This window comes from Apibacter muscae, assembly GCF_007845595.1.
In the GTDB taxonomy this organism is placed as follows: Bacteria; Bacteroidota; Bacteroidia; order Flavobacteriales; family Weeksellaceae; genus Apibacter; species Apibacter muscae.
Window position 1 is genome coordinate 61,464 of record NZ_SELI01000014.1, and the last position, 22,474, is coordinate 83,937.

Consider the following 22,474-nt stretch of genomic DNA (forward strand, 5'->3'; position numbering starts at 1 on the left):
AATGATAAAATTTTTAGACCTACAAAAGATAAATTTACAATATCAACAAGAGATACAAGAAAAATTAAATCAAGTTTTTCGTTCCGGTTGGTATTTATTAGGAAAAGAAGTTAATAACTTTGAAAAAGACTTAGCTCAATATATAGGAGTAAATAATGCCATAGGAGTAGCGAATGGTTTAGATGCTCTACGTCTAATTTTGAGAGCCTATAAAGAATCAGGTTTTATGAAAGATGGAGATGAGGTTATTGTTCCTTCTAACACTTACATCGCTTCTGTATTAGCTATATCAGACAATAATTTAGTACCTGTATTCATAGAGCCAAATTTAAATACTTTTAATCTTGATATCTCTAAAATAGAAGAAAAAGTCACTCCAAAAACTAAAGCTATTATGATTGTTCATTTATATGGACAAATTGTATTTTCTCAAGAACTAAAAGAGTTGGCAAAAAAATATAACCTAAAAATTATAGAAGATAACGCTCAGGCAATAGGAGCAGAATATCAAGGAATAAAATCAGGAGCTTTAGGAGATGCTGCCGGATTTAGTTTTTATCCGGGAAAAAACTTAGGAGCTTTAGGGGATGCTGGAGCAATAACAACAAATGATCAAGAATTAGTTCAGACCATTCGAGCAATAGCAAACTATGGTTCAGCAGAAAAATATGTAAATAAATATCAAGGATTAAATAGTCGATTAGATGACATACAAGCAGCAGTTTTAGATATTAAATTAAAATATATAGATAAAGAAAATCAAAAAAGAAGAGAAGTTGCAGATTTTTATTTAAAGAATATAAATAATCCAAATATAGAATTACCATCAATTGAAGATTGCATACAGAGCAAACAACATGTTTGGCATTTATTTGTAGTAAAATCAAAACAAAGAGATAATCTACAAAAATATCTTACAGATAATAATATTCAAACTCTTATACATTATCCAATACCACCACATAAACAAGCAGCATACTCACAATATAATAGGTTAAGTTTTCCAATAGCAGAAAGTTTAAGCGACGAAGTTTTAAGTTTACCCATTAGTTCTGTTTTACAAAAAGACGAAACAGAAAAAATTGTCGAGGTTATAAATAAATTCTAGAAATGAATCAGCCTTTAGTTTCCGTAATTATAGTTTGTTACAATCACTCTGCCTTTGTTATACAATGTCTAAATGGTTTATTGAAACAGACTTACAATAATTGGGAATTAATTATAGCAGATGATGCCTCCAGAGATAATTCTGTCGAAATAATTACTAAATGGCTGGAAGAAAATAAAATAGTAGCTAAAACTAATTTCCATAAAAAAAACAAAGGATTAGTAATTACACTTAATGAATGCATAAAATTAGTTGAGGGAGATTATTTAAAATTAATTGCTGCAGATGATGTAATGTTGCCAAATTTATTAACTAACCTAGTTGCTAGATTTCAAAATCTCTCTTCAGAATATCAAATGATATATGCAAATGCAAAATATATTGATGAAAAGGGGAATATTGGAGATAAATTACTAAAAGATACCTTTGATTTTGATAGAGAAAAAGCAGAAGAAAAGCTTTTTCATAATAATTTTATTATTGCTCCAACAGCAATGGTAAAAACACAAATTTATTCATTAATTGGGGAGTATAATACCAAATTTATTATAGAAGATTATGATTTTTCATTACGTTTATCTAAACAGTATAAGATAGATTATATACCTGAAGTATTAGGTTTATATCGCATGCATAGTAATAATATAACAAAGAAAATAGATATGAATGAAGAAGTTGTTAGAATTAAGATGCATAATGATTTGCAAGGTAAATATTCAAAAATTATATCATCTAATATATTAGAATTCTATAAAGAAAATCGGATCACAAATAAAATTATTCAGGAATATAAACAATATAAAGGAAAAAATAAAGGATTGTATTTTTTCTTAAAATATAAGATACCATATAGACTTTATAGATTAAAAAATAAATTAATATATTTTAGATAAGTACTATGGTTTCTATATTAATTAAAAATATTTTTCAAAAAGAAAAATTACTAAAACTTATTCAGTCAATTAGAGTGCAAACATATTCTGATTGGGAATGTGTGTTGATTGATTCTTATTTTCTTACAAGCAATGAAGGAAAAGAGCTTTTAACAATTATTTTAAATACAGATGATAGATTTTTATATCAAGAAATAGAAGATAAGAATAGTGTATCTGAATCTAATTTAATAAATAATGCAATAGAACGTTGTTCAGGGGAATACTTATTGCTTTTAGATGGAACTAAAGATATATTACATAGTAAGGATATTTTCCATTTATTTTTTGGAACTTATAGAAAATACGATTCTGATCTAATATCTGGAGACACAAAATTAATTTCAGAGAAAAATTATCTAGAGATTATTAATCCACCAGAAAGATTAACAATAAATTTTCTTATACAATCATCTTTATATCCAGGTTCAGTTTTTATTAAAAGGAATCTTTTATTAAAAGAAACTTTTTTTAAAGAAGATCTGAAAAAAGTCAATGAATGGGATTTTTTTTTAAGAATGAAAATTCAAAGAGATGTTTCTTATGAATATGTTCCCATTATAATTTCTGATCACTATTTAGATAATAAACAAGATTTAGAAATTCAAAATCAATTAATCAGTAAAGAAAGAAAGAAAGTAATTCAAGAGTGTCTATCTCCTGAACTAATAGATATTATTATTTCTCAAGACAAGTACAAAAAATTTTATAACAAGAAATTATTTAGTTTTTATAGAAAGTTAAGATTAATAATATCAAAAATTTTAAAAAAAAGATTTTGGAGCGAAGTAATATACAATTATAGAATAATTACACTAATAAAGTTTTTAAATAAAAAAGTAAGAGAACAGTTAAAAGATCCATTAACAATTCCAATTATAATAATTAATTATAATAGATTAAAAGACACGCAAAAACTAGTTGATTTCTTATTGAGAAGAAATTTTAAAAATATAATTATAGTAGATAATAATTCTACTTATTTACCATTATTAGAGTACTACAATAAACTACCAAATTCTGTTGTTGTTGAAAGAATGAAGTATAACGAAGGACATATGGTATTTTGGAACGATAAAAATTTGTATTCTAAATACTCATCAGGATATTATGTAGTTACAGATTCAGATATTATCCCCAATGAGAACTTACCTAAAGATTTTATGCTGAAAATGATTCATATTTTAAATAAGCATAAAAATATAACTAAAGTGGGATTTTCTTTAAATATTAAGGATATTCCAGAATACTATGAAAATAGAAAAAAAGTAATTGAATGGGAATCTCAATATTGGAAAGATAACATAGTAGAGAATCAATATTTAGCAAAAATAGATACAACTTTTGCACTATACTTTCCGAAGTATGATTATGAAAAAACAGGACGTTTTTATAGTGGAATTAGAATGTCTGGTAATTATGAAGCAAAACATGGTGGCTGGTATTTAGATAAAAATAACTTATCAGAAGAAGAAAAATATTATATAGAAATGGCAAATAGTTCTACATCATGGAACAGTTAAGATAATAATTATGGATAATACCCCCTTGGTAAGCGTTATAATAACTTTTTATAATTCAGGAGATTTTGTGCACTCAGCAATAAAAGAAGTACAAAAACAAACTTATAAGAAGATAGAAATAATTTGTGTAAATGATGGATCTCAAGATGAAACATTATCTTTATTAAAAAAGTATCAACAAGAAGATAATAGAATTATAATAATAAATAAAAATAATGAAGGAGGAGCTCATAATGCATTGGCTGCAGGTCAAAAAGTAGTTAAGGGGAAATATATACTTACATTTGATCATGATGATAAGTTAGGGGAAGATGCTCTTGAACAAGCAGTTATTTCTATGAAGCAAAATCCAGATTGGGGAATTAGTCTATTTAAAGTCGTAATTATGGATGAGGAGGGGGATTTATTAGAATCTCGTCCACAGCCTAAAAATATATTAACCGCTAAGGAAGCAGTTAAAGCTACTGTTATTAGATTTAAGTATGCCTTTAGATGTTTATATAAAAGAGAAGTTTTTCAATCATTTTCATATTATAAAAAAGAACCATGGTTAAATTATGATGAATATGTTGGAAGACGATTAATTTACAATGCAGGTTTTATTGGGTTTAATTCTGGAGTTTATTACTATGTAAGAAATAAGGATTCATGCACATCAAAAATTTCGTTAAAAACAATAACTCCATTAGAAACGGAAATACTAAATAGAGAATTTATAAAAAAAAATGAATTGTATAAAAATATAGATATAGATTTTGAGATCTTTTTTATGAATAAACTGAATAGTTATATAAAATTATACGAGCATAAGCTGAAAAATAAATCATCACAAACTCAAAAAAAATATGTACGAGATTTATTTAAAAGAGCTTTTGACTCAATTAATAAAAATATAATTATTCAATCCCAAAAAGGATTCAAAAAAAAATATATGCAATTATTATTTTCCAATTTTTTTATTTATTATCTAATTCGAAAATTAAGATAGAGTAATCATGCAAAAATTAGCTATAATAATTCCATACTATAAAATAGATTTCTTTGAAAGAACTTTAGAGTCTTTAAATAAGCAAACTAATAAGGAATTTACTGTTTATATTGGTAATGACAATAGTCCGGATGATCCCCAATTAATTATTGATAAATTTTCAACAAACAATAATATTATATATAAAAAATTTGATAATAACTTAGGAGGTATAGATTTAGTTAAGCAGTGGGATCGATGCATTCAATTATCTAATGAAGAACCATGGATTATGATACTAGGAGATGATGATACATTAAGTGAAAACTGTATAGAAGAGTTTTACAAAAGTTTACCAGAAATTCAGAAAGATAATATTTCTGTAGTTAAATTTTCTACAATAGAAATCGATGAAAATGATAATCCAATATCAAAGAAATACGAACATCCTACAAAAGAGTTGTCAACATCTGCATATGTACGAAAAATAAAGGGAGAAACAAGAAGTTCACTTATTGAATATATATTTTCCAGAGAAAAGTATTTAAAATATGGATTTAAAAGTTTTCCATTAGCTTTTGGAAGTGATAATTTGGCTTGGATAGAATTTTCGGAGTGTGGAGATATTTATTCCATAAATAATGCAGTAGTATACTTTAGAATGTCTAAATCAAGTATCTCAGGGAATAAAAATATTGGAATGAATGAGAAAACGAAAGCAATGTATCTAACCAAAAAACATATAATTAAAAATTATTTTAATTATTTTACCAAAGATCAAAGACGAGATATATTAAAAAGAGCATATAAAGAATTAGTATGGAGTGACAACAAAAATTATATAGAAAGAATATGGATAATTTTATTAATGATAAAGCACATTCCTTTTCAAGAGGTAAAAAATATTTATAAATAATCAAGTTCTTTCAAACCTCCATTTGTAAAGTTTATAGCCAAGAGAAGAAGGTAAATTTTGAAAAAGATTTTTCTTTTTTATATCCTTAGAGAAGGAGTTCGAAAAATAATCAAATAGAGATAAAGAAGGAGCTTTTTTTAAACGAGAATAATTTATCTCCCAATAGTTAATATCCTTACCCATTACTTGATATTGCATCGTTAGGGTAATTTCCTTAAACTTTATAATATGATTTAAAATATATTTTTTACGTGTAGCATTTTGTTTATCATAAGCTTTGGTAAAGTATTCTACAATTGTTTGATGGTTTTCAAAATTCCGCTTCGTCTTATTAAAGATAATAGATTCACCATGTAAATAATAATAGTAAGTATATTCATCTAAAAAAGTAATGCTATCTAATTTTATAGCACAATGAAAGGACCATAATTCATCTTGAGAGAACAGCCCTTCGACGAAGTAGATTTTATGTTTTTTTATAAAATCAATTTTTATAAGTTTATTCCAAGCACTTACAGCCCATTTTCCTTTACAAAAATTACATAATATTGTATTATTATTATCAATAAAATCTAGACTTGGAGCGAATTTAAAAATAGGATATTTTGCATTTGAAAAAGTGTTTATAGCCATAGTTTGTCCAATAGTAAGAGTTGCTCCTGTAGAAGAAGCCCTATCATATAATTTTTGAATGCAGTCAGAAGATATTTCATCATCAGAATCAAGGAAAAAAATATACTCACCTTTAGCATTGTCTATGCCAGTATTTCTAACGATCGATAGACCTAAATTCTTGGAGTGTTCAATAATCCTAATCTTTGTTGGATATTCAGCTTGAATCTTTTTTATTATATGTAAACTACTATCAATACCTTTATCATCAATCAATAAAATTTCTATGTTTGAATAAGTCTGTCTTAAAACAGAACCTATACATCGTTCAATATATTTTTCACAATTATAAATAGGGATAGATACAGTGATTAAAGGTAAAGATTGATTAGATGAAAGCATAATATATATTTAAAAGTTTAAAGTCTTGAATCCACAATATCCTTTTCAAAAAAAGATTTGCAATCATAAATGACAGAATCTTTATTTAAAAATTTTTTAATATTGAATGTTTTAAATTCATTATGAGCAACAGCTAAAATTGCTGCATCAAAATTATTAGTATGATCAGGAATTTTATTAAATACATCTATATTATATTTATTTTTCACTTCTTCAGCATTAGCTAAAGGATCATAAACAGAAATATTAATATAATAATCTTGTAAATATCTGATAATATCAATAACCTTAGTATTTCTAACATCCGGACAGTTTTCTTTAAAGGTAATTCCTAAAATTAATACAGAAGAATTATAAATATGAATTTGCTTCTTAATCATTAACTTAATAACTGTAGAAGCAATATATTCTCCCATGCTATCATTAAGCTTTCTACCCGCCAATATAATTTCAGAATGGTAACCTACTTCTATCGCTTTTTGGGCTAAATAATAGGGGTCTACACCAATGCAATGTCCACCGACCAATCCAGGTTTAAAAGGCAAAAAATTCCATTTAGTACCTGCAGCTTCTAAAACTTCAGAAGTATCAATATTAAGTAAATTAAATATTTTAGCAAGTTCATTTACGAAAGCAATATTGATGTCACGTTGTGCGTTTTCAATAGCTTTTGCAGCTTCTGCAACCTTAATACTGGATGTTTTATAAGTACCAGCAGTTATAATTGATGAATATAAATTATTTACAAATTCAGCGATTTTAGGATTAGAACCAGAAGTGATTTTTTTAATTTTAGTCAAAGTATTTATCTTGTCCGAAGGATTAATTCTTTCAGGAGAATAACCAGCAAAAAAATCAATGTTGTATTTTAATCCAGAAACTTTTTCAATAATAGGAATACAATCATCCTCTGTACATCCAGGATAGGTAGTAGATTCATAAATGACAATATCTCCTTTTTTAATTACACTTCCAACCGTAGAACTAGCAGATATTAGGGGGGTCAAATCAGGCTTATTATAAACATCTATAGGCGTAGGAACAGTCACTATATAGATAGTTGAATTTTTAATTTCTTCAATATTATTTGTAGGATAGAATCCATTTTTATTTTTCAGATCCTCAATATCTGTTATTATAACCTTAGATAATTCTTCAACAGAAACTTCTAAAGTAATGTCCCTACATTCCTTTAGTTCGTTTATACGTTTACAAGAAATATCAAATCCAATAACTTTATATTTTTTTGAAAATTCTAAAGCCAAAGGCATGCCTACATAACCTAAACCAATAATAGTGATGTTTATTTTATTTGGATTAAAATCCATTTATTTAGCTTTATAAAAATCGTTATACCATGTAATAAAATTCTTAACACCCTCTTCAACAGAAACTTTAGGTTTATAATTAAAATCTCTAACTAAATCCGAAATATCAGAATAAGTAGAAGGAACGTCACCAGGTTGTATCGGTAATAAATTTTTTAAAGCTTCTTTTCCAAGCTCTTTCTCTATGCATTCAATAAAATATAAAAGTTTGATTGGTTTGCTATTTCCAATGTTATAAACTTTATAAGGAGCTGTGGAATAAGATGGATCGGGTTTCTTACAATTCCATAATTCATTTCCCTTAGGAGGATGATCATTAACCTTAACAATCCCCTCTACAATATCAGAAATATAAGTAAAGTCACGATGCATATTACCGAAATTATATACATCGATAGGTTGATTCTCTATAATTGCTTTGGTAAATAAAAATAAAGCCATATCAGGTCTACCCCAAGGACCATATACAGTAAAAAAACGAAGACCAGTTGTAGGTAAATTAAATAAGTGGCTATAAGTATGAGCCATTAGTTCATTGCTTTTTTTACTTGCAGCATATAAACTTACCGGATGGTCTACATTGTCCTGAGTTGAAAAGGGCTGTTTACCATTTAAGCCGTATACACTTGAGCTACTTGCATAAGTTAAATGTTTTATTTTGTAATTTCTGCAGCATTCCAAAATATTAATAAAACCCATGATATTAGAATCAATATAGGCATGTGGATTTACTAATGAATAACGAACACCAGCTTGAGCAGCTAGATGAATAACATAGTCAAATTGCTCTTGTTTAAAAAGTAAATCTAAATTTTCCTTATCCTCTAAATTTAATTGAATAAAAGATATATTAGATAGACAGCTACTTTTATTTATTTTATTGTAAGAAATATTACATCTGTGAATTCCTAAATCTTCTAGCCTTCCATATTTTAGGTTTACATCATAATATTCATTCAAAGAATCTAAACCAAAAATTTCATCTTTTCTAGTCGCTAAAACTTTAGTTAGATGGTAACCAATAAATCCTGCACTTCCAGTTATAAGGATCTTCATAAATTAATTTTAACAAAATTACTATTATTTAATTTATAAAAGCAAGCTAAAATCTAATATTAAAAATTAAATTAAAAATAGAGCTAAAAAAAATAGAAATATAAAAACCATATATAGTGACATTCAATTATTTAGAATGATTACAAATTAATTTTATTTTTAATAAATGAATATAAAAGGATGAATTTAAATTGTAAATTAGTTCCAATTAAACACAAATAATTCAAGATATGATATTTGATATAGATATGATTAAAGCGGTGTACAGCCGTTATCAATCAAGAGTTGAAAAAGCAAGAAAAATTTTAGGAAAACCATTGACTTATACGGAGAAAGTCTTATATTCTCATTTATATTCAGGTGAACCACAAGAAGCCTTTAGTAGAGGAGAATCTTATGTGGATTTTGCACCAGATAGGGTTGCTATGCAAGATGCAACCGCACAAATGGCATTGTTGCAATTTATGCAAGCCGGTAAAAAAAATGTAGCAGTTCCTAGTACTGTACATGCAGATCACTTAGTACAAGCAAGAGTAGGAGCGGATAAGGACTTACAAGAAGCAATAAATAAGAACAATGAAGTTTATAATTTTTTAGCATCAGTTTCCAATAAATACGGAATCGGATTTTGGAAGCCTGGTGCAGGAATAATACATCAAGTACTATTTGAGAATTATGCATTTCCAGGAGGAATGATGATAGGGACGGATTCGCATACACCAACAGCTGGAGGCTTAGGAATGATTGCTATTGGAGTGGGAGGTGCTGATGCGGTAGACGTAATGGCAGGTATGCCTTGGGAGTTAAAATTCCCTAAGCTAATTGGTGTTAAATTGAAAGGTAAATTAAATGGATGGACGTCTCCCAAAGATATCATTTTGCAGGTAGCAGGTTTGTTGACAGTTAAAGGTGGAACTGGATGTATAGTTGAATATTTTGGAGAAGGAGCAGAATCATTATCAGCCACAGGTAAGGGAACTATATGTAACATGGGGGCAGAGATTGGAGCTACAACCTCTTTATTTGCGTATGATAAAAATGCCGCTGATTATTTGATAGCCACAGGCAGATCAGAATTGGTTACCTTGGCAGATAATATAAAAGAAGATCTTCGAGCAGATCAAGAAGTATATGCAAATCCAGAACAATATTTTGATCAAGTGATTGAAATTGACTTAAATATTTTAGAGCCACATCTTAACGGACCATTTTCACCAGATATAGCAACACCAATTTCTAAAATGAAAGAAGTAGCAGAAAAGAATGGTTGGCCTTTAAAAGTTGAGGTGGGTTTAATAGGGTCTTGTACAAATTCATCGTACGAAGATATATCTAGAGCAGCATCTATAGCAAAACAAGCCGTTGAAAAAGGGATTAAATCCAAAGCTGAATATACCGTTACTCCAGGTTCAGAGATGGTACGCTACACCGTAGAAAGAGATGGTTATTTAGAAACATTTGAAAAAATTGGTGGTAAAGTCTTTGCTAATGCTTGTGGACCATGTATTGGACAGTGGGCCAGAGAAGGAGCAGATAAACAAGAAAAGAATACCATAGTTCACTCTTTCAATAGAAATTTTGCCAAAAGATCTGACGGTAACCCTAATACCTATGCATTTGTAGGTTCGCCTGAATTAATTACAGCTATAGCCATTGCAGGGGATTTAACCTTTGATCCTAGAAAAGATAAATTATTAAATGAAAAAGGTGAAGAAGTTATGCTAAATGCACCCGAAGGAAACGAACTTCCACCCAAAGGTTTTGAGGTTGATGACCCGGGATATCAAGCGCCAGCCCAAGACGGTTCTGGGGTGAAAATAGAAGTTGCGCCAGCTTCTGAAAGATTGCAATTGCTTGAAAGCTTTCCGGCTTGGGACGGGAAAAATATTACAGGAGCCAGATTACTAATTAAAGCTTATGGAAAGTGTACGACGGATCACATTTCAATGGCAGGACCATGGTTACGTTTTAGAGGACATTTAGATAATATATCTAATAATACATTAATAGGTGCTATTAATGCCTTTAATATGGAAGCCAATAAAGTTAAAAATGAAATAAGTGGTGAATACTTATCGGTTCCAGATTCAGCAAGAAAATATAAATCAGAAGGTATATCTACGATCATTGTAGGAGACAATAATTACGGCGAAGGATCTTCTAGAGAACATGCTGCAATGCAACCCCGACACTTAGGAGTTCGTGTAGTATTAGTAAAATCATTTGCTAGAATTCATGAAACCAATTTAAAAAAACAAGGGATGTTGGCATTAACCTTTGTTAATCCAGAAGATTATGATAAAATTAAGGAAGACGATGTTTTCAATTTCTTAGATCTAGACCAATTCTCTCCAGGTAAATCAATAAATATTGAATTGATTCATTCAGATGGAAGTAAAGATATAATTACAACCAACCATACTTATAATCAAGGACAAATTGAATGGTTTAAAGCCGGTTCAGCATTAAACCTAATTAAACAAAACGAAGCAAAAAAATAAATAATAAAATATATATACAAAATGAGCACCGGTATATCCGGTGTTTTTTGTTATATGAAGAAAAATAAAGAAAGAAAATAAATTAATAAATTACACCGTTTTGTTTACTATGTTTGAATTTCCTGCCTCAATTACTATTTTTGGTTACCCCATTTTATATCATACAATCTTTGAATCCTTAGGAATATTTTTAGGATCTCGATATTATTGGTATCTTCGAAAAAAACAGAAGGCAGAAAAGATGGATATTATTCCTGTTTTAGTTATTTTAATTGGTGCCACTTTTGGAGCATATTTTGGTTCACATGTTCTGGGTGCTATGGAAAATGTTCCAAAATGGAGAGAAACCCAATATCCAGTACTTTTCTTTTTAACAAATAAAACCCTAGTAGGAGGTTTGTTGGGAGGTTTAATAGGTGTAGAATTAGCAAAAAAAATAGTAAAAGAAAAAAGAAGTACCGGTGATTTATTTGTTTATCCATTGCTTTTAGCTATGATTATAGGACGCTTAGGCTGTTTTTCTGCAGGTATTTATGAAGAAACTTATGGCATTCCTACTAGCTTACCTTGGGGAATGGACTTAGGAGATCATATATTCAGGCATCCGGTAACTTTATATGAAATTATTTACCTAATTGCAATTTGGATTATTCTGAGACAAATACAGAAAAAATATGAATTAAAAAGTGGAGATTTATTTAAATTATTCATGATTTTCTATCTACTTTTTCGCTTTTTACTAGATTTTATAAAGCCAGGTTGGAGATATTTTTTAGGATTAGGAAGTATTCAAATAGCCTGTTTAATAGGATTTTTATATTATAACCGCTTTATTTTGAACCTTAAAAATTAGTTGCATTAATGAATGATTTAGGAATTGTATTTTTTTATGCCATGATTGCTTTTTTTGTATTATTTATTATCTGTGGACTTATTACCATGGTATTATCAGAAATAGGCAATAAAGCCAAACAAACTTGGTTGAAGATTACTCTTATAAGTTTGTTATTATCAGGGGTATCTTTACTCCTTACCAGTATTTTATGTGGGTGGTTAAGGTAATGTACATCAAAAATAAATTTTAGTAATGTAAAACAATGGATGTTCGAGGGACAATATCATCGCTTGTAGTTTTGTTGTTTTTGATAATATTCATAGCTATTTTAGTATTGATATCTACATGCCTAATCATATTAATTAAAATTCTACGAAAGAGAACATATAAAGGGGAATTAAAAATAACTTTATATGCATTACTAGCCGTAGGAATATCATTATTACTTTCAAGTCTACTCTGTAGCGCAATTTTTTCTTTATAAATTAACTATATTATAGAAAATTATTATGGCAAATCCTGTTAGAAAATATACTTATTATGACTATACCATTAGTCTATGTCCTACTTGTTTAAAAAGGATAGGAGCTAAAATAGTCTTTGAAAAAGAAAATGTATACATGATAAAAAAATGTCCGGAACATGGAACACATAAAGTATTACTAGCCACAGATATAGATTATTACAAAAATATTCGAAATTATAACAAGGCATCAGAGATGCCACTAAAATTTAATACACCTATTGAGTATGGGTGTCCCTATGATTGTGGATTATGTACCGATCATGAACAACATAGTTGTTTAAGCATTATAGAAATTACAGATCGTTGTAATTTAACTTGCCCTACCTGTTATGCCATGTCTTCCCCTCATTATGGAAATCATAGAACTGTTGAAGAAGTAGAAAAGATGTTAAATATAATGGTAGAGAATGAAGGAGAACCCGATGTTCTTCAAATTAGTGGAGGAGAACCCACCATACATCCTGAATTTTTCAAAATTTTAGATATAGCCAAAAGCAAACCCATTAAACATCTTATGTTAAATACCAATGGGATAAGAATAGCACAAGATCCAGGATTTGCGGAAAAGTTAGCTACCTATATGCCAGATTTTGAAATTTATCTTCAGTTTGACTCTTTTAAACCAGAAGTGCTTCAAAAGATGAGAGGGAAAGATTTAACCGAAGTTAGGGAAAAAGCCTTGGATAAACTAAATGAACTAAATCTAAGTACCACCTTAGTGGTTACCATGGAAAAAGGTTTAAATGATGATGAAGCGGGTAAAATTATTGACTTTGCCCTTAAACAAAAATGTGTGCGAGGAGTAACCTTTCAGCCCGTTCAAATAGCAGGAAGAAATACACCGGAATCATTAAAAAACAGATTAACGCTTACAGAGGTTCGAAATAATATTTTAACTCAAACCGATGTTTTTCAGCCCAATGATATAATTCCTGTTCCCTGTAATCCGGATGCTTTGGCGATGGGTTATGTATTAAAACTAGGAGGAGAAAAATTTCCACTTACCCGTTACATAGATCCTAAAGAATTATTGAATACAGAAACCCAGAATACAATTATATATGAGCAGAGTGAAGTAATGCGGGATAAATTAATTAAGATTTTTAGTACTGGGATATCAGTAGATAAAGCAGAAGGAGAATTTAATCAATTACTATGTTGTTTGCCACAAATTTCAGCACCAGGATTAAAATATGACCATCTATTTAGAATTATCATCATGAATTTTATGGATGCCTATGACTTTGATGTGCGAGCAGTAAAAAAATCCTGTGTTCATATAGTAGATAAAGACGGGAAAATTATTCCTTTTGAAAATATGAATCTATTTTATAGAGATGAAAAAAAAGAGTATTTAGAAGAATTAAGAAAAAAAGCTTCTCTTACATTTTAAAAATAGGAAAAATAAAAAGCCATTTACTCTATAATAAATGGCTTTTTATGAAAATTCTAACTACTTTTTTAAAGATGCAATAGCTCTCTCATAATTAGGTTCATGAGAAATTTCCGAAACTTGCTCCTCATAAATAATTTTTCCTGCTTCATCCAAAACAATTACAACCCTGCTCAATAAACCTTTTAAAGGACCATCAGCAAATTCAAGACCGTAATCCTTTCCAAAATCGGAACGAAATGCAGATAAACTAATTACGTCATTTAAACCTTCTGCAGCACAAAATCGAGATTGGGCAAATGGTAAGTCTTTAGAGATACACAATACCACAGTATTATCTAAACTAGATGCATCCTTGTTAAAAGTGCGAACAGACATAGCACAAGTACCTGTATCAATACTAGGAAAAATATTTAGAACAATTTTATTTCCAACGAAATCGGATAGTTTTTTCTCAGACAAATCAGAAGAAACCAATGTAAAATCAGGAGCTTTGTTCCCCACCTTAGGTAAATCACCAGAAGTACGAACTGGACTACCCTTTAAAGTAACAGTTGCCATAATAATTTCAATTTTAAATTTTGTATAGAAAGATGCTCAAAAATAATTCCAATTATATTAAATAACTAATAATAGTATATGGAATTATCTATAAAAAAGAAATAATACTTTAGAAAAAAATTATGATTAACAAATAAGGAATACAATAGAAAATGCTAAATTTGAATGTAAAAAATAAGCATTTATGAAATCTAGCTTCCAATATTGCCCCAATTGTAAAAATTCTAAGTTAAGAATTGAGAACGAAAGCAAAATTACATGTTCTAGCTGTAATTTTGAATATTATCATAATGTAGCAGGGGCGGTAGCAGTGATTATTCAAAATAAAGATAAAATTTTATTTACAGTTAGAAATAAAAATCCTCAAGCAGGGATGTTGGATTTGCCTGGAGGATTTATCGATCCAAAGGAAACGGCTGAAAATGCTTGTAAGAGAGAATTAAATGAAGAATTGAATATTTCTATTGATGAATCAAAATTGAAGTATCTAAATTCCAATCCGAATACCTATTTATACAAAGAAATATTGTACAATACCATTGATTTATTTTATTTGTATAGGGATGATAAACTAGAAATTACAGATTTTGATTCATTGGAATTAAAAGGATTTGTTTGGAAGTCTTTAGATGAAATTAAATTAGAAGAATTAGCCTTTGAAAGCCAGAAAAAATCCCTAAGCCTAATAATGAAAAATAAATAAAAAACCTTCCAAATTTGGAAGGTTTTTTTAGCCAAAATTTAAAGATTTTAACTATAATATTGAGCTTTTAATTCTTTTACTTTAGGGTCATTTAAATACTCGTCGTAAGTCATGTAACGGTCAATAATTCCCTTAGGAGTAAGTTCAATAATACGATTACAAACTGTTGAAACTAATTCATGATCATGAGAAGAAAGTAAAAGAGTTCCTTTAAAATTAACCAAAGAGTTATTTAGCGCTGTAATACTTTCCAAATCCAAATGGTTGGTAGGTTCATCGAGCATTAAAACATTAGCTCTAAACAACATCATTCTAGAAAACATGCAACGCATTTTCTCACCACCAGAAAGAACCTTACAAGATTTTAAAGCTTCATCACCACTAAAAAGCATTTTACCTAAAAATCCTCTGATATATTCTTCATGTCTTTCTTCATCTGTATTTACATATTGTCTAAGCCAATCAACCAAATTATCATCCGTTTGGAAATATTTTGTATTATCTAAAGGTAAATAACTTTGTTTGGTTGTTACTCCCCATGTATAAGTACCTTTATCTGCATCAACCTCCCCGGATATAATTTGAAAAAATTCATTAATAGCTAATGAGTTTTTAGAAAGGACAGCAATTTTATCTCCCTTTTTAAGATTTAAATCAATATTACTAAAAAGCAGTTCACCATCCTTAGTTTTTTCTAGCCCTTTAACTTCCAAGATCTGATCTCCTGCTTCTCTTTCCTGTTCAAAAATTATAGCTGGGTATCTTCTAGAAGAAGGCTTAATATCTTCAACATTCAACTTTTCTAACATTTTTTTTCTCGCAGTTGCTTGTTTTGCCTTTGCGACATTTGAACTAAATCTAGAGATAAACTCTTGAAGTTCTTTCTTCTTTTCCTCAGCTTTTTTATTTTGTTGAGCACGTTGTCTAGTAGCTAATTGACTGGCTTGATACCAGAATGAATAATTACCTGTATACAGATTTAATTTACTGAAATCAAGATCACAAGTGTGAGTACAAACAGCATCAAGAAAGTGTCTATCGTGCGATACAACAATTACAGTATTCTCATATTCAGCTAAAAAGTCCTCAAGCCATGAGATAGTATCGATATCAAGATCATTGGTAGGTTCATCAAGAATTAACACATCAGGACTTCCAAATAATGCCTGTGCTAGTAACACACGAACTTTATCTACATTTTCAAGTTCAGACATCATTTTATAATGAAGATCATCTTTAATACCCAAGTTGGATAGTAAAGTACCAGCATCCGCTTCAGCATTCCATCCCCCCATTTCCTCAAAGATAACTCCTAATTCACCAGCTTTAACGCCGTCTTCATCCGAAAAGTCAGGCTTGGCATACAAAGCATCCATTTCTTCTTTAATTTGAAAAAGCTTTTGGTTTCCTCTCATGACAGTCTCTAAGACAGAATATGAATCGTAAGCAAAGTGATCTTGCTCTAAGACAGACATTCTTTTATCAGTTTCAAGAGTTACATGCCCGGTAGTTGGATCAATATCTCCAGAGAGGATTTTCAAAAAAGTAGATTTTCCAGCCCCATTAGCGCCGATAATTCCATAACAATTTCCCTTAGTAAATTTTATATTTACTTCATCAAAGAGAACCCTTTTTCCAAATTGTAAAGACAAATTTGATACTGTAAGCATATACTTTTAATAAATTTGTACAAAAGTAATAAGAAAAAGTCTGATTATGAAATTTGAGAACAGAGTAAATATATTAAATAGAAAGGCACGATTCAATTATGAATTGTTAGATAAATATGAGGCGGGGCTAGTATTAAAAGGAACAGAGATAAAGTCTTTAAGATTAGGTAAAGCCAGTATAGCTGAAAGTTTCTGTCAATTTATAAATGATGAGTTGTATGTAATAAATATGACTATAGATGAATATTTTTTTGGCAACATATACAATCATTCAATAAAAAGGGAACGGAAATTGCTGTTGAATAAAAAAGAAATTAACAAACTTTTAAGAAAAACAAAAGAATCAGGGTTAACTATTGTTCCTACACGTTTATATTTAAATAATAAAGGATTAGCAAAAATAGAAATATATTTAGCTAAAGGTAAAAAAATATATGACAAAAGAGAAACAATAAAAGAAAGAGAAACCCAAAGAAATATTAATAGATTGGTAAAGAAATATTAATATTTGTTTGTCTTTTATTTGGGAATAACGTTACTTTGCAGATAAAAATTAGATTTTATATATGAAAAAGTTCAATTTGTTAGTTACAGTAGCGGCTAGTATGATAGCATCGACTGTATTCGCGCAGAATACTACAGATAAGTGGTATATAGGAATTGGATCACATGCAGTAGACTATACATCAGTACGAGGAGTCTTTGACGGGTACTTTGATACAAAAGACTACAGCTTTACCTTTCCATTATCAAAATTAACGGTAGCAAGAAGCATTGCGAAAAACTGGGCAGTAGACATGCAAGTGTCTTTAGGAGAAGTAGACAATAAAAGAATGAATATTCAAGATGAATTCTTCGTATTGGCAGGATTAGGTCTACGATACTCTCCATTGAGTGAGTCCAAAACGATGAAATGGTTAGATCCCTATGTACGCGTAGGCGCCAATTATCATAAATATTCTTACGACGGAATAAAAATAGATGAGAATCATCCATATGTATCTTACGATAATGATTACAACCCAGAAAAAGAACATGTACTAAGAGGTAAATTTACCGGAAAAGACAACATGTTTGTATTAAACGGAGGAGTAGGGATTAACTTTTGGATCGTAAAGAACTTTGGTATTAATATAGAATCTCAGTATAACTGGGTAACCAATCAATCCACAGATTATTCAAACTTCTTCCAACATTCAGCCTCTTTGATCTTCAAATTTGGAGCTAAAAAGCCTGAAGTTATAGAAGAAGTGATAGTAATAAGTGATAGAGATGGTGATGGAATTCCAGATGATCAAGACAGATGTCCAGATACTCCAGGGTTGGCACAATTCCAAGGATGTCCGGATACAGATGGTGATGGAATCCCGGATATAGACGATAGATGTCCAAACGAAGCAGGATTGGCAGAATTCCAAGGATGTCCGGATACAGATGGCGATGGAATCCCAGATGTTGACGATCAATGTCCTACTCAATATGGACCAAAAGAAAATAATGGATGTCCATATACTTTTGAAATAGTAACAGAAAAATTAAAAAATATCAATTTCCAATTCAACAGTGCTAAGTTAACAGAGGAATCCTTACCATTGGTAAAAGATGCCGCAGATATGTTAAACGATAGAAGCTTTGAAGGACAAAAATTCTATGTAGATGGTTATACCGATAGAGTAGGATCAGCAGCAGTAAACCTTAGAATTTCTAAACAAAGAGCACAAGCAGTATTGGATGAATTAGTGAAAGATGGAGTAGCTAAAGATCGATTAACTGCAAGAGGATTTGGAAAAACCAACTACTTATGTACAGAAGCAGACATCAATACTAAGAGAAATGATCAAGGAAATATCCTATATCCAGATCAAGCAGCTTGTGATAAAGCTAACAGACGAGTAGTGATTATCAGTCAAGAAACAGGTAAAAAACCTGTAATTGAAAAAGAAGTAAAAGTTAAAAAATAATAATATACTTCAAAATTTTAATATGACCACCCATTAAATGGGTGGTTTTTTTGTTTATTTCATAAAATTAGTGTTACTTTGCGCGAAATAAATTATATTTATTAGTTATGAAAAAGTTCAATTTGTTAGTTACAGTAGCGGCTAGTATGATAGCATCGACTGTATTCGCGCAGAATACTACAGATAAGTGGTATATAGGAATTGGATCACATGCAGTAGACTATACATCAGTACGAGGAGTCTTTGACGGGTACTTTGATACAAAAGACTACAGCTTTACCTTTCCATTATCAAAATTAACGGTAGCAAGAAGCATTGCGAAAAACTGGGCAGTAGACATGCAAGTGTCTTTAGGAGAAGTAGACAATAAAAGAATGAATATTCAAGATGAATTCTTCGTATTGGCAGGATTAGGTCTACGATACTCTCCATTGAGTGAGTCCAAAACGATGAAATGGTTAGATCCCTATGTACGCGTAGGCGCCAATTATCATAAATATTCTTACGACGGAATAAAAATAGATGAGAATCATCCATATGTATCTTACGATAATGATTACAACCCAGAAAAAGAACATGTACTAAGAGGTAAATTTACCGGAAAAGACAACATGTTTGTATTAAACGGAGGAGTAGGGATTAACTTTTGGATCGTAAAGAACTTTGGTATTAATATAGAATCTCAGTATAACTGGGTAACCAATCAATCCACAGATTATTCAAACTTCTTCCAACATTCAGCCTCTTTGATCTTCAAATTTGGAGCTAAAAAGCCTGAAGTTATAGAAGAAGTGATAGTAATAAGTGATAGAGATGGTGATGGAATTCCAGATGATCAAGACAGATGTCCAGATACTCCAGGGTTGGCACAATTCCAAGGATGTCCGGATACAGATGGTGATGGAATCCCGGATATAGACGATAGATGTCCAAACGAAGCAGGATTGGCAGAATTCCAAGGATGTCCGGATACAGATGGCGATGGAATCCCAGATGTTGACGATCAATGTCCTACTCAATATGGACCAAAAGAAAATAATGGATGTCCATATACTTTTGAAATAGTAACAGAAAAATTAAAAAATATCAATTTCCAATTCAACAGTGCTAAGTTAACAGAGGAATCCTTACCATTGGTAAAAGATGCCGCAGATATGTTAAACGATAGAAGCTTTGAAGGACAAAAATTCTATGTAGATGGTTATACCGATAGAGTAGGATCAGCAGCAGTAAACCTTAGAATTTCTAAACAAAGAGCACAAGCAGTATTGGATGAATTAGTGAAAGATGGAGTAGCTAAAGATCGATTAACTGCAAGAGGATTTGGAAAAACCAACTACTTATGTACAGAAGCAGACATCAATACTAAGAGAAATGATCAAGGAAATATCCTATATCCAGATCAAGCAGCTTGTGATAAAGCTAACAGACGAGTAGTGATTATCAGTCAAGAAACAGGTAAAAAACCTGTAATTGAAAAAGAAGTAAAAGTTAAAAAATAATAATACTTTTTTAAACATTAAAATTTAATTTTTTTATACAAAGCCATCTGATTTTTTCAGATGGCTTTTTAATTATTATTTCAAAAAATATAAATACTATTTAATTAACTTTGTATCTATAAATTGAAATAAGTTGAATTTAAAAATTATAGCAGTTATACCAGCTAGATATGCTGCATCACGATTTCCTGCAAAATTAATGGGAATGTTAGGTGGGAAAACAGTCATAAGATCGACGTATGAAAATGCTAAAGAAACTGGGCTTTTTCATGATGTTTTTGTGGTTACAGATTCAGAAATTATTCACAATGAAATTACTAGGAATGGAGGAAAGGCAATCATGAGTATACAAGAACATGAAACTGGAAGTGATAGGATTGCTGAAGCCGTTAAAGATTTAGATTGTGATATAGTAATTAATATTCAGGGTGATGAACCTTTTGTAAAAAGAGATCCGTTAGAAAAATTGATCCAGGTATTTAGACAAGACGATAAGAATGAGGTGGATGTAGCCACCTTAATAAGAGAAATTAATGAACCAAAAATTATAGAAGATCCTAATTATGTAAAGGTTGTTAAAGATAAAAATAATTATGCATTATATTTTTCACGCTCGGTTATTCCATATCCACGAGAAAAGACATTACTTGCAAATTATTATGAACATGTAGGTGTATATGCCTTTAGAAAGCAAGCGTTACTAAGCTTTTACGAATTACCAATGCTACAAAATGAAACAGCAGAGAAAATAGAGTGTATAAGGTATTTGGAATACGGAATGAGAATAAAAGTAATTGAAACGACTTTTGTTGGAGTGGAAATAGATACTCCAGAGGATCTTGAATTAGCTAATAAGATAATAAAAGAACAAGAAAATAAAATATTTTAAACCTATGAAATTTAGAAATTTTCCAATGGTTCCTCGCGTAGTATATGGCAGAGGAAGTTTCGACCAGACCTCCGAGATAATTGAAGAAAAAAGAAATAAAGAACGTCCATTTATATTTTTAGTGGATAAAGTTTTTAAAGAGAAAGAATTAAGTAAAAATATTCCTTTACAAGGCAAAGATATAATCATATATATAGATACCACAGATGAACCTAAAACCAAAGGAATTGATGAAATAAGAGATAATTTAAAAGAAGAATTTGGAACTGTTTCGGGAATTATTGGTATAGGAGGAGGAAGTGTTATGGATGCGGCAAAAGCTGTAGCCATCATGATGAACAATGAAGGTTCATCCACACAATATCAAGGATGGGATTTAGTGAAAAATCCGGCTGTTTATCATGTAGGTATACCAACCATAAGTGGAACAGGGGCGGAGGTTTCACGTACTTGTATATTAACAGGTCCTGAAAGAAAGTTAGGGATAAATTCCGATTTTACACCGTTTGATCAAGTAATCTTAGATCCAGCACTTACCAAAGGTGTTGAAAAAAATCAAGCCTTCTTTACAGGAATGGATTGTTATATACACTGTATAGAATCACTTACAGGAACCTATCTAAATGCATTTAGTAAAAGTTATGGAGAGAAAGCATTAGATCTATGTCAAAAAGTATATGTACAAAAATCTGAATGGGACGATGAATCCGATGAAGATTTAATGATGGCTTCATGGCATGGAGGTATGAGTATTGCATATTCACAGGTAGGGATTGCTCATGCAGTTAGTTATGGTTTATCGTACTTATTAGGGACACATCATGGAGTAGGAAACTGTATTGTATTTGATCGATTGGAAAAATATTATCCGGAAGGTGTAAAAGAGTTTAAATACATGGTAGAAAAGAATAAAATAGAAATACCTCAAGGGATATGTAAGGGGTTATCAGACGAGCAATTCGATATTATGATCAATGTTTCTTATGGAATGGTGCCTTTATGGGAGAATGCATTAGGCAAAGATTGGCAAAAAATTATGACCAAAGAAAAATTAAGAGCGCTATACGAAGAAATGTAAAAATCAGACAA

General features: G+C 30.1%; 20 protein-coding genes. 15 read left to right on the forward strand and 5 right to left on the reverse strand.

Features of this window, described 5'->3' with window-relative positions; translation table 11 throughout:
* The first annotated feature begins 1 nt into the window (after position 1).
* Genes ETU10_RS00460 through ETU10_RS00480 form a run of 5 tightly spaced genes read left to right on the forward strand, consistent with a single transcriptional unit; the run spans position 2 to position 5,446 of the window.
* Complete coding sequence (locus tag ETU10_RS00460; RefSeq protein WP_146309301.1) at positions 2 to 1,108, forward strand: DegT/DnrJ/EryC1/StrS family aminotransferase; 1,107 nt, start codon at positions 2 to 4, stop codon at positions 1,106 to 1,108.
* Positions 1,109 to 1,110: 2 nt separating this feature from the next.
* On the forward strand, positions 1,111 to 2,001 hold the full coding sequence (locus ETU10_RS00465; RefSeq protein WP_146309302.1) for a glycosyltransferase family 2 protein: 891 nt from the start codon (positions 1,111 to 1,113) through the stop codon (positions 1,999 to 2,001).
* 5 nt (positions 2,002 to 2,006) lie between these two features.
* Positions 2,007 to 3,563, forward strand: a complete 1,557-nt coding sequence (locus tag ETU10_RS00470; protein WP_146309303.1) for a glycosyltransferase family 2 protein — start codon at positions 2,007 to 2,009, stop codon at positions 3,561 to 3,563.
* Between the two features lie 10 nt (positions 3,564 to 3,573).
* Positions 3,574 to 4,551: a glycosyltransferase family 2 protein gene (locus ETU10_RS00475; protein ID WP_146309304.1), complete on the forward strand. Its 978-nt coding sequence runs from the start codon at positions 3,574 to 3,576 to the stop codon at positions 4,549 to 4,551.
* A gap of 7 nt (positions 4,552 to 4,558) precedes the next feature.
* Entirely contained in the window at positions 4,559 to 5,446 is an 888-nt protein-coding gene (locus ETU10_RS00480) for a glycosyltransferase family 2 protein (protein WP_146309305.1), read from the forward strand.
* Here ETU10_RS00480 and ETU10_RS00485 read toward each other — a convergent pair whose 3' ends face one another.
* Genes ETU10_RS00485 through ETU10_RS00495 form a run of 3 tightly spaced genes read right to left on the reverse strand, consistent with a single transcriptional unit; the run spans position 5,447 to position 8,844 of the window.
* On the reverse strand, positions 5,447 to 6,460 hold the full coding sequence (locus ETU10_RS00485) for a glycosyltransferase family 2 protein (protein WP_146309306.1): 1,014 nt from the start codon (positions 6,458 to 6,460) through the stop codon (positions 5,447 to 5,449).
* A 17-nt stretch (positions 6,461 to 6,477) separates the two neighbouring features.
* Positions 6,478 to 7,788, reverse strand: coding sequence for a nucleotide sugar dehydrogenase (locus ETU10_RS00490; RefSeq protein WP_146309307.1), 1,311 nt, complete (start codon positions 7,786 to 7,788; stop codon positions 6,478 to 6,480).
* Complete coding sequence (locus ETU10_RS00495; protein WP_146309308.1) at positions 7,789 to 8,844, reverse strand: NAD-dependent epimerase; 1,056 nt, start codon at positions 8,842 to 8,844, stop codon at positions 7,789 to 7,791.
* Between the two features lie 230 nt (positions 8,845 to 9,074).
* Between ETU10_RS00495 and ETU10_RS00500 the strand changes: the two genes are divergently transcribed.
* The 4 genes from ETU10_RS00500 (at position 9,075) to ETU10_RS00515 (ending at position 14,099) form a co-directional block, all read left to right on the forward strand.
* Positions 9,075 to 11,345, forward strand: coding sequence for an aconitate hydratase (locus ETU10_RS00500; protein ID WP_146309309.1), 2,271 nt, complete (start codon positions 9,075 to 9,077; stop codon positions 11,343 to 11,345).
* 109 nt (positions 11,346 to 11,454) lie between these two features.
* On the forward strand, positions 11,455 to 12,198 hold the full coding sequence (locus ETU10_RS00505; RefSeq protein WP_146309406.1) for a prolipoprotein diacylglyceryl transferase family protein: 744 nt from the start codon (positions 11,455 to 11,457) through the stop codon (positions 12,196 to 12,198).
* A gap of 8 nt (positions 12,199 to 12,206) precedes the next feature.
* Positions 12,207 to 12,407 (forward strand): hypothetical protein, encoded by a 201-nt coding sequence (locus ETU10_RS00510; RefSeq protein WP_146261249.1) that lies wholly within the window; start codon positions 12,207 to 12,209, stop codon positions 12,405 to 12,407.
* 282 nt (positions 12,408 to 12,689) lie between these two features.
* Positions 12,690 to 14,099: a radical SAM protein gene (locus ETU10_RS00515; RefSeq protein WP_146309310.1), complete on the forward strand. Its 1,410-nt coding sequence runs from the start codon at positions 12,690 to 12,692 to the stop codon at positions 14,097 to 14,099.
* 60 nt (positions 14,100 to 14,159) lie between these two features.
* Here ETU10_RS00515 and tpx read toward each other — a convergent pair whose 3' ends face one another.
* A complete protein-coding gene (gene tpx / locus ETU10_RS00520) occupies positions 14,160 to 14,660 on the reverse strand; it encodes a thiol peroxidase (protein ID WP_146309311.1) in 501 nt (166 codons plus the stop codon).
* Positions 14,661 to 14,844: 184 nt separating this feature from the next.
* Between tpx and ETU10_RS00525 the strand changes: the two genes are divergently transcribed.
* Entirely contained in the window at positions 14,845 to 15,363 is a 519-nt protein-coding gene (locus tag ETU10_RS00525) for an NUDIX hydrolase (RefSeq protein ID WP_146309312.1), read from the forward strand.
* A 47-nt stretch (positions 15,364 to 15,410) separates the two neighbouring features.
* On the opposite strand, the gene ETU10_RS00530 is transcribed toward ETU10_RS00525, so the two are convergent.
* Entirely contained in the window at positions 15,411 to 17,033 is a 1,623-nt protein-coding gene (locus ETU10_RS00530) for an ABC-F family ATP-binding cassette domain-containing protein (protein ID WP_146291302.1), read from the reverse strand.
* A gap of 46 nt (positions 17,034 to 17,079) precedes the next feature.
* Between ETU10_RS00530 and smpB the strand changes: the two genes are divergently transcribed.
* The 5 genes from smpB (at position 17,080) to ETU10_RS00555 (ending at position 22,463) form a co-directional block, all read left to right on the forward strand.
* Complete coding sequence (smpB, locus tag ETU10_RS00535; protein WP_146261244.1) at positions 17,080 to 17,538, forward strand: SsrA-binding protein SmpB; 459 nt, start codon at positions 17,080 to 17,082, stop codon at positions 17,536 to 17,538.
* A 61-nt stretch (positions 17,539 to 17,599) separates the two neighbouring features.
* On the forward strand, positions 17,600 to 18,994 hold the full coding sequence (locus ETU10_RS00540; RefSeq protein ID WP_146309313.1) for an OmpA family protein: 1,395 nt from the start codon (positions 17,600 to 17,602) through the stop codon (positions 18,992 to 18,994).
* Positions 18,995 to 19,101: 107 nt separating this feature from the next.
* Positions 19,102 to 20,496 carry an OmpA family protein gene (locus ETU10_RS00545; RefSeq protein ID WP_146309313.1) on the forward strand — a complete coding sequence of 465 codons (1,395 nt, stop codon included), beginning with the start codon at positions 19,102 to 19,104 and terminating at the stop codon, positions 20,494 to 20,496.
* A 199-nt stretch (positions 20,497 to 20,695) separates the two neighbouring features.
* On the forward strand, positions 20,696 to 21,385 hold the full coding sequence (locus ETU10_RS00550; protein ID WP_246118402.1) for a 3-deoxy-manno-octulosonate cytidylyltransferase: 690 nt from the start codon (positions 20,696 to 20,698) through the stop codon (positions 21,383 to 21,385).
* Between the two features lie 4 nt (positions 21,386 to 21,389).
* On the forward strand, positions 21,390 to 22,463 hold the full coding sequence (locus ETU10_RS00555; RefSeq protein WP_146309315.1) for an iron-containing alcohol dehydrogenase family protein: 1,074 nt from the start codon (positions 21,390 to 21,392) through the stop codon (positions 22,461 to 22,463).
* Positions 22,464 to 22,474 lie beyond the last annotated feature (11 nt).

Coding starts and splice junctions, on each gene's coding strand:
- ETU10_RS00460 (WP_146309301.1), top strand. CDS start 2: ATGATAAAATTTTTAGACCTACAAAAGATAAATTTACAATATCAACAA.
- ETU10_RS00465 (WP_146309302.1), top strand. CDS start 1,111: ATGAATCAGCCTTTAGTTTCCGTAATTATAGTTTGTTACAATCACTCT.
- ETU10_RS00470 (WP_146309303.1), top strand. CDS start 2,007: ATGGTTTCTATATTAATTAAAAATATTTTTCAAAAAGAAAAATTACTA.
- ETU10_RS00475 (WP_146309304.1), top strand. CDS start 3,574: ATGGATAATACCCCCTTGGTAAGCGTTATAATAACTTTTTATAATTCA.
- ETU10_RS00480 (WP_146309305.1), top strand. CDS start 4,559: ATGCAAAAATTAGCTATAATAATTCCATACTATAAAATAGATTTCTTT.
- ETU10_RS00485 (WP_146309306.1), bottom strand. CDS start 6,460: ATGCTTTCATCTAATCAATCTTTACCTTTAATCACTGTATCTATCCCT.
- ETU10_RS00490 (WP_146309307.1), bottom strand. CDS start 7,788: ATGGATTTTAATCCAAATAAAATAAACATCACTATTATTGGTTTAGGT.
- ETU10_RS00495 (WP_146309308.1), bottom strand. CDS start 8,844: ATGAAGATCCTTATAACTGGAAGTGCAGGATTTATTGGTTACCATCTA.
- ETU10_RS00500 (WP_146309309.1), top strand. CDS start 9,075: ATGATATTTGATATAGATATGATTAAAGCGGTGTACAGCCGTTATCAA.
- ETU10_RS00505 (WP_146309406.1), top strand. CDS start 11,455: ATGTTTGAATTTCCTGCCTCAATTACTATTTTTGGTTACCCCATTTTA.
- ETU10_RS00510 (WP_146261249.1), top strand. CDS start 12,207: ATGAATGATTTAGGAATTGTATTTTTTTATGCCATGATTGCTTTTTTT.
- ETU10_RS00515 (WP_146309310.1), top strand. CDS start 12,690: ATGGCAAATCCTGTTAGAAAATATACTTATTATGACTATACCATTAGT.
- tpx (WP_146309311.1), bottom strand. CDS start 14,660: ATGGCAACTGTTACTTTAAAGGGTAGTCCAGTTCGTACTTCTGGTGAT.
- ETU10_RS00525 (WP_146309312.1), top strand. CDS start 14,845: ATGAAATCTAGCTTCCAATATTGCCCCAATTGTAAAAATTCTAAGTTA.
- ETU10_RS00530 (WP_146291302.1), bottom strand. CDS start 17,033: ATGCTTACAGTATCAAATTTGTCTTTACAATTTGGAAAAAGGGTTCTC.
- smpB (WP_146261244.1), top strand. CDS start 17,080: ATGAAATTTGAGAACAGAGTAAATATATTAAATAGAAAGGCACGATTC.
- ETU10_RS00540 (WP_146309313.1), top strand. CDS start 17,600: ATGAAAAAGTTCAATTTGTTAGTTACAGTAGCGGCTAGTATGATAGCA.
- ETU10_RS00545 (WP_146309313.1), top strand. CDS start 19,102: ATGAAAAAGTTCAATTTGTTAGTTACAGTAGCGGCTAGTATGATAGCA.
- ETU10_RS00550 (WP_246118402.1), top strand. CDS start 20,696: ATGGGAATGTTAGGTGGGAAAACAGTCATAAGATCGACGTATGAAAAT.
- ETU10_RS00555 (WP_146309315.1), top strand. CDS start 21,390: ATGAAATTTAGAAATTTTCCAATGGTTCCTCGCGTAGTATATGGCAGA.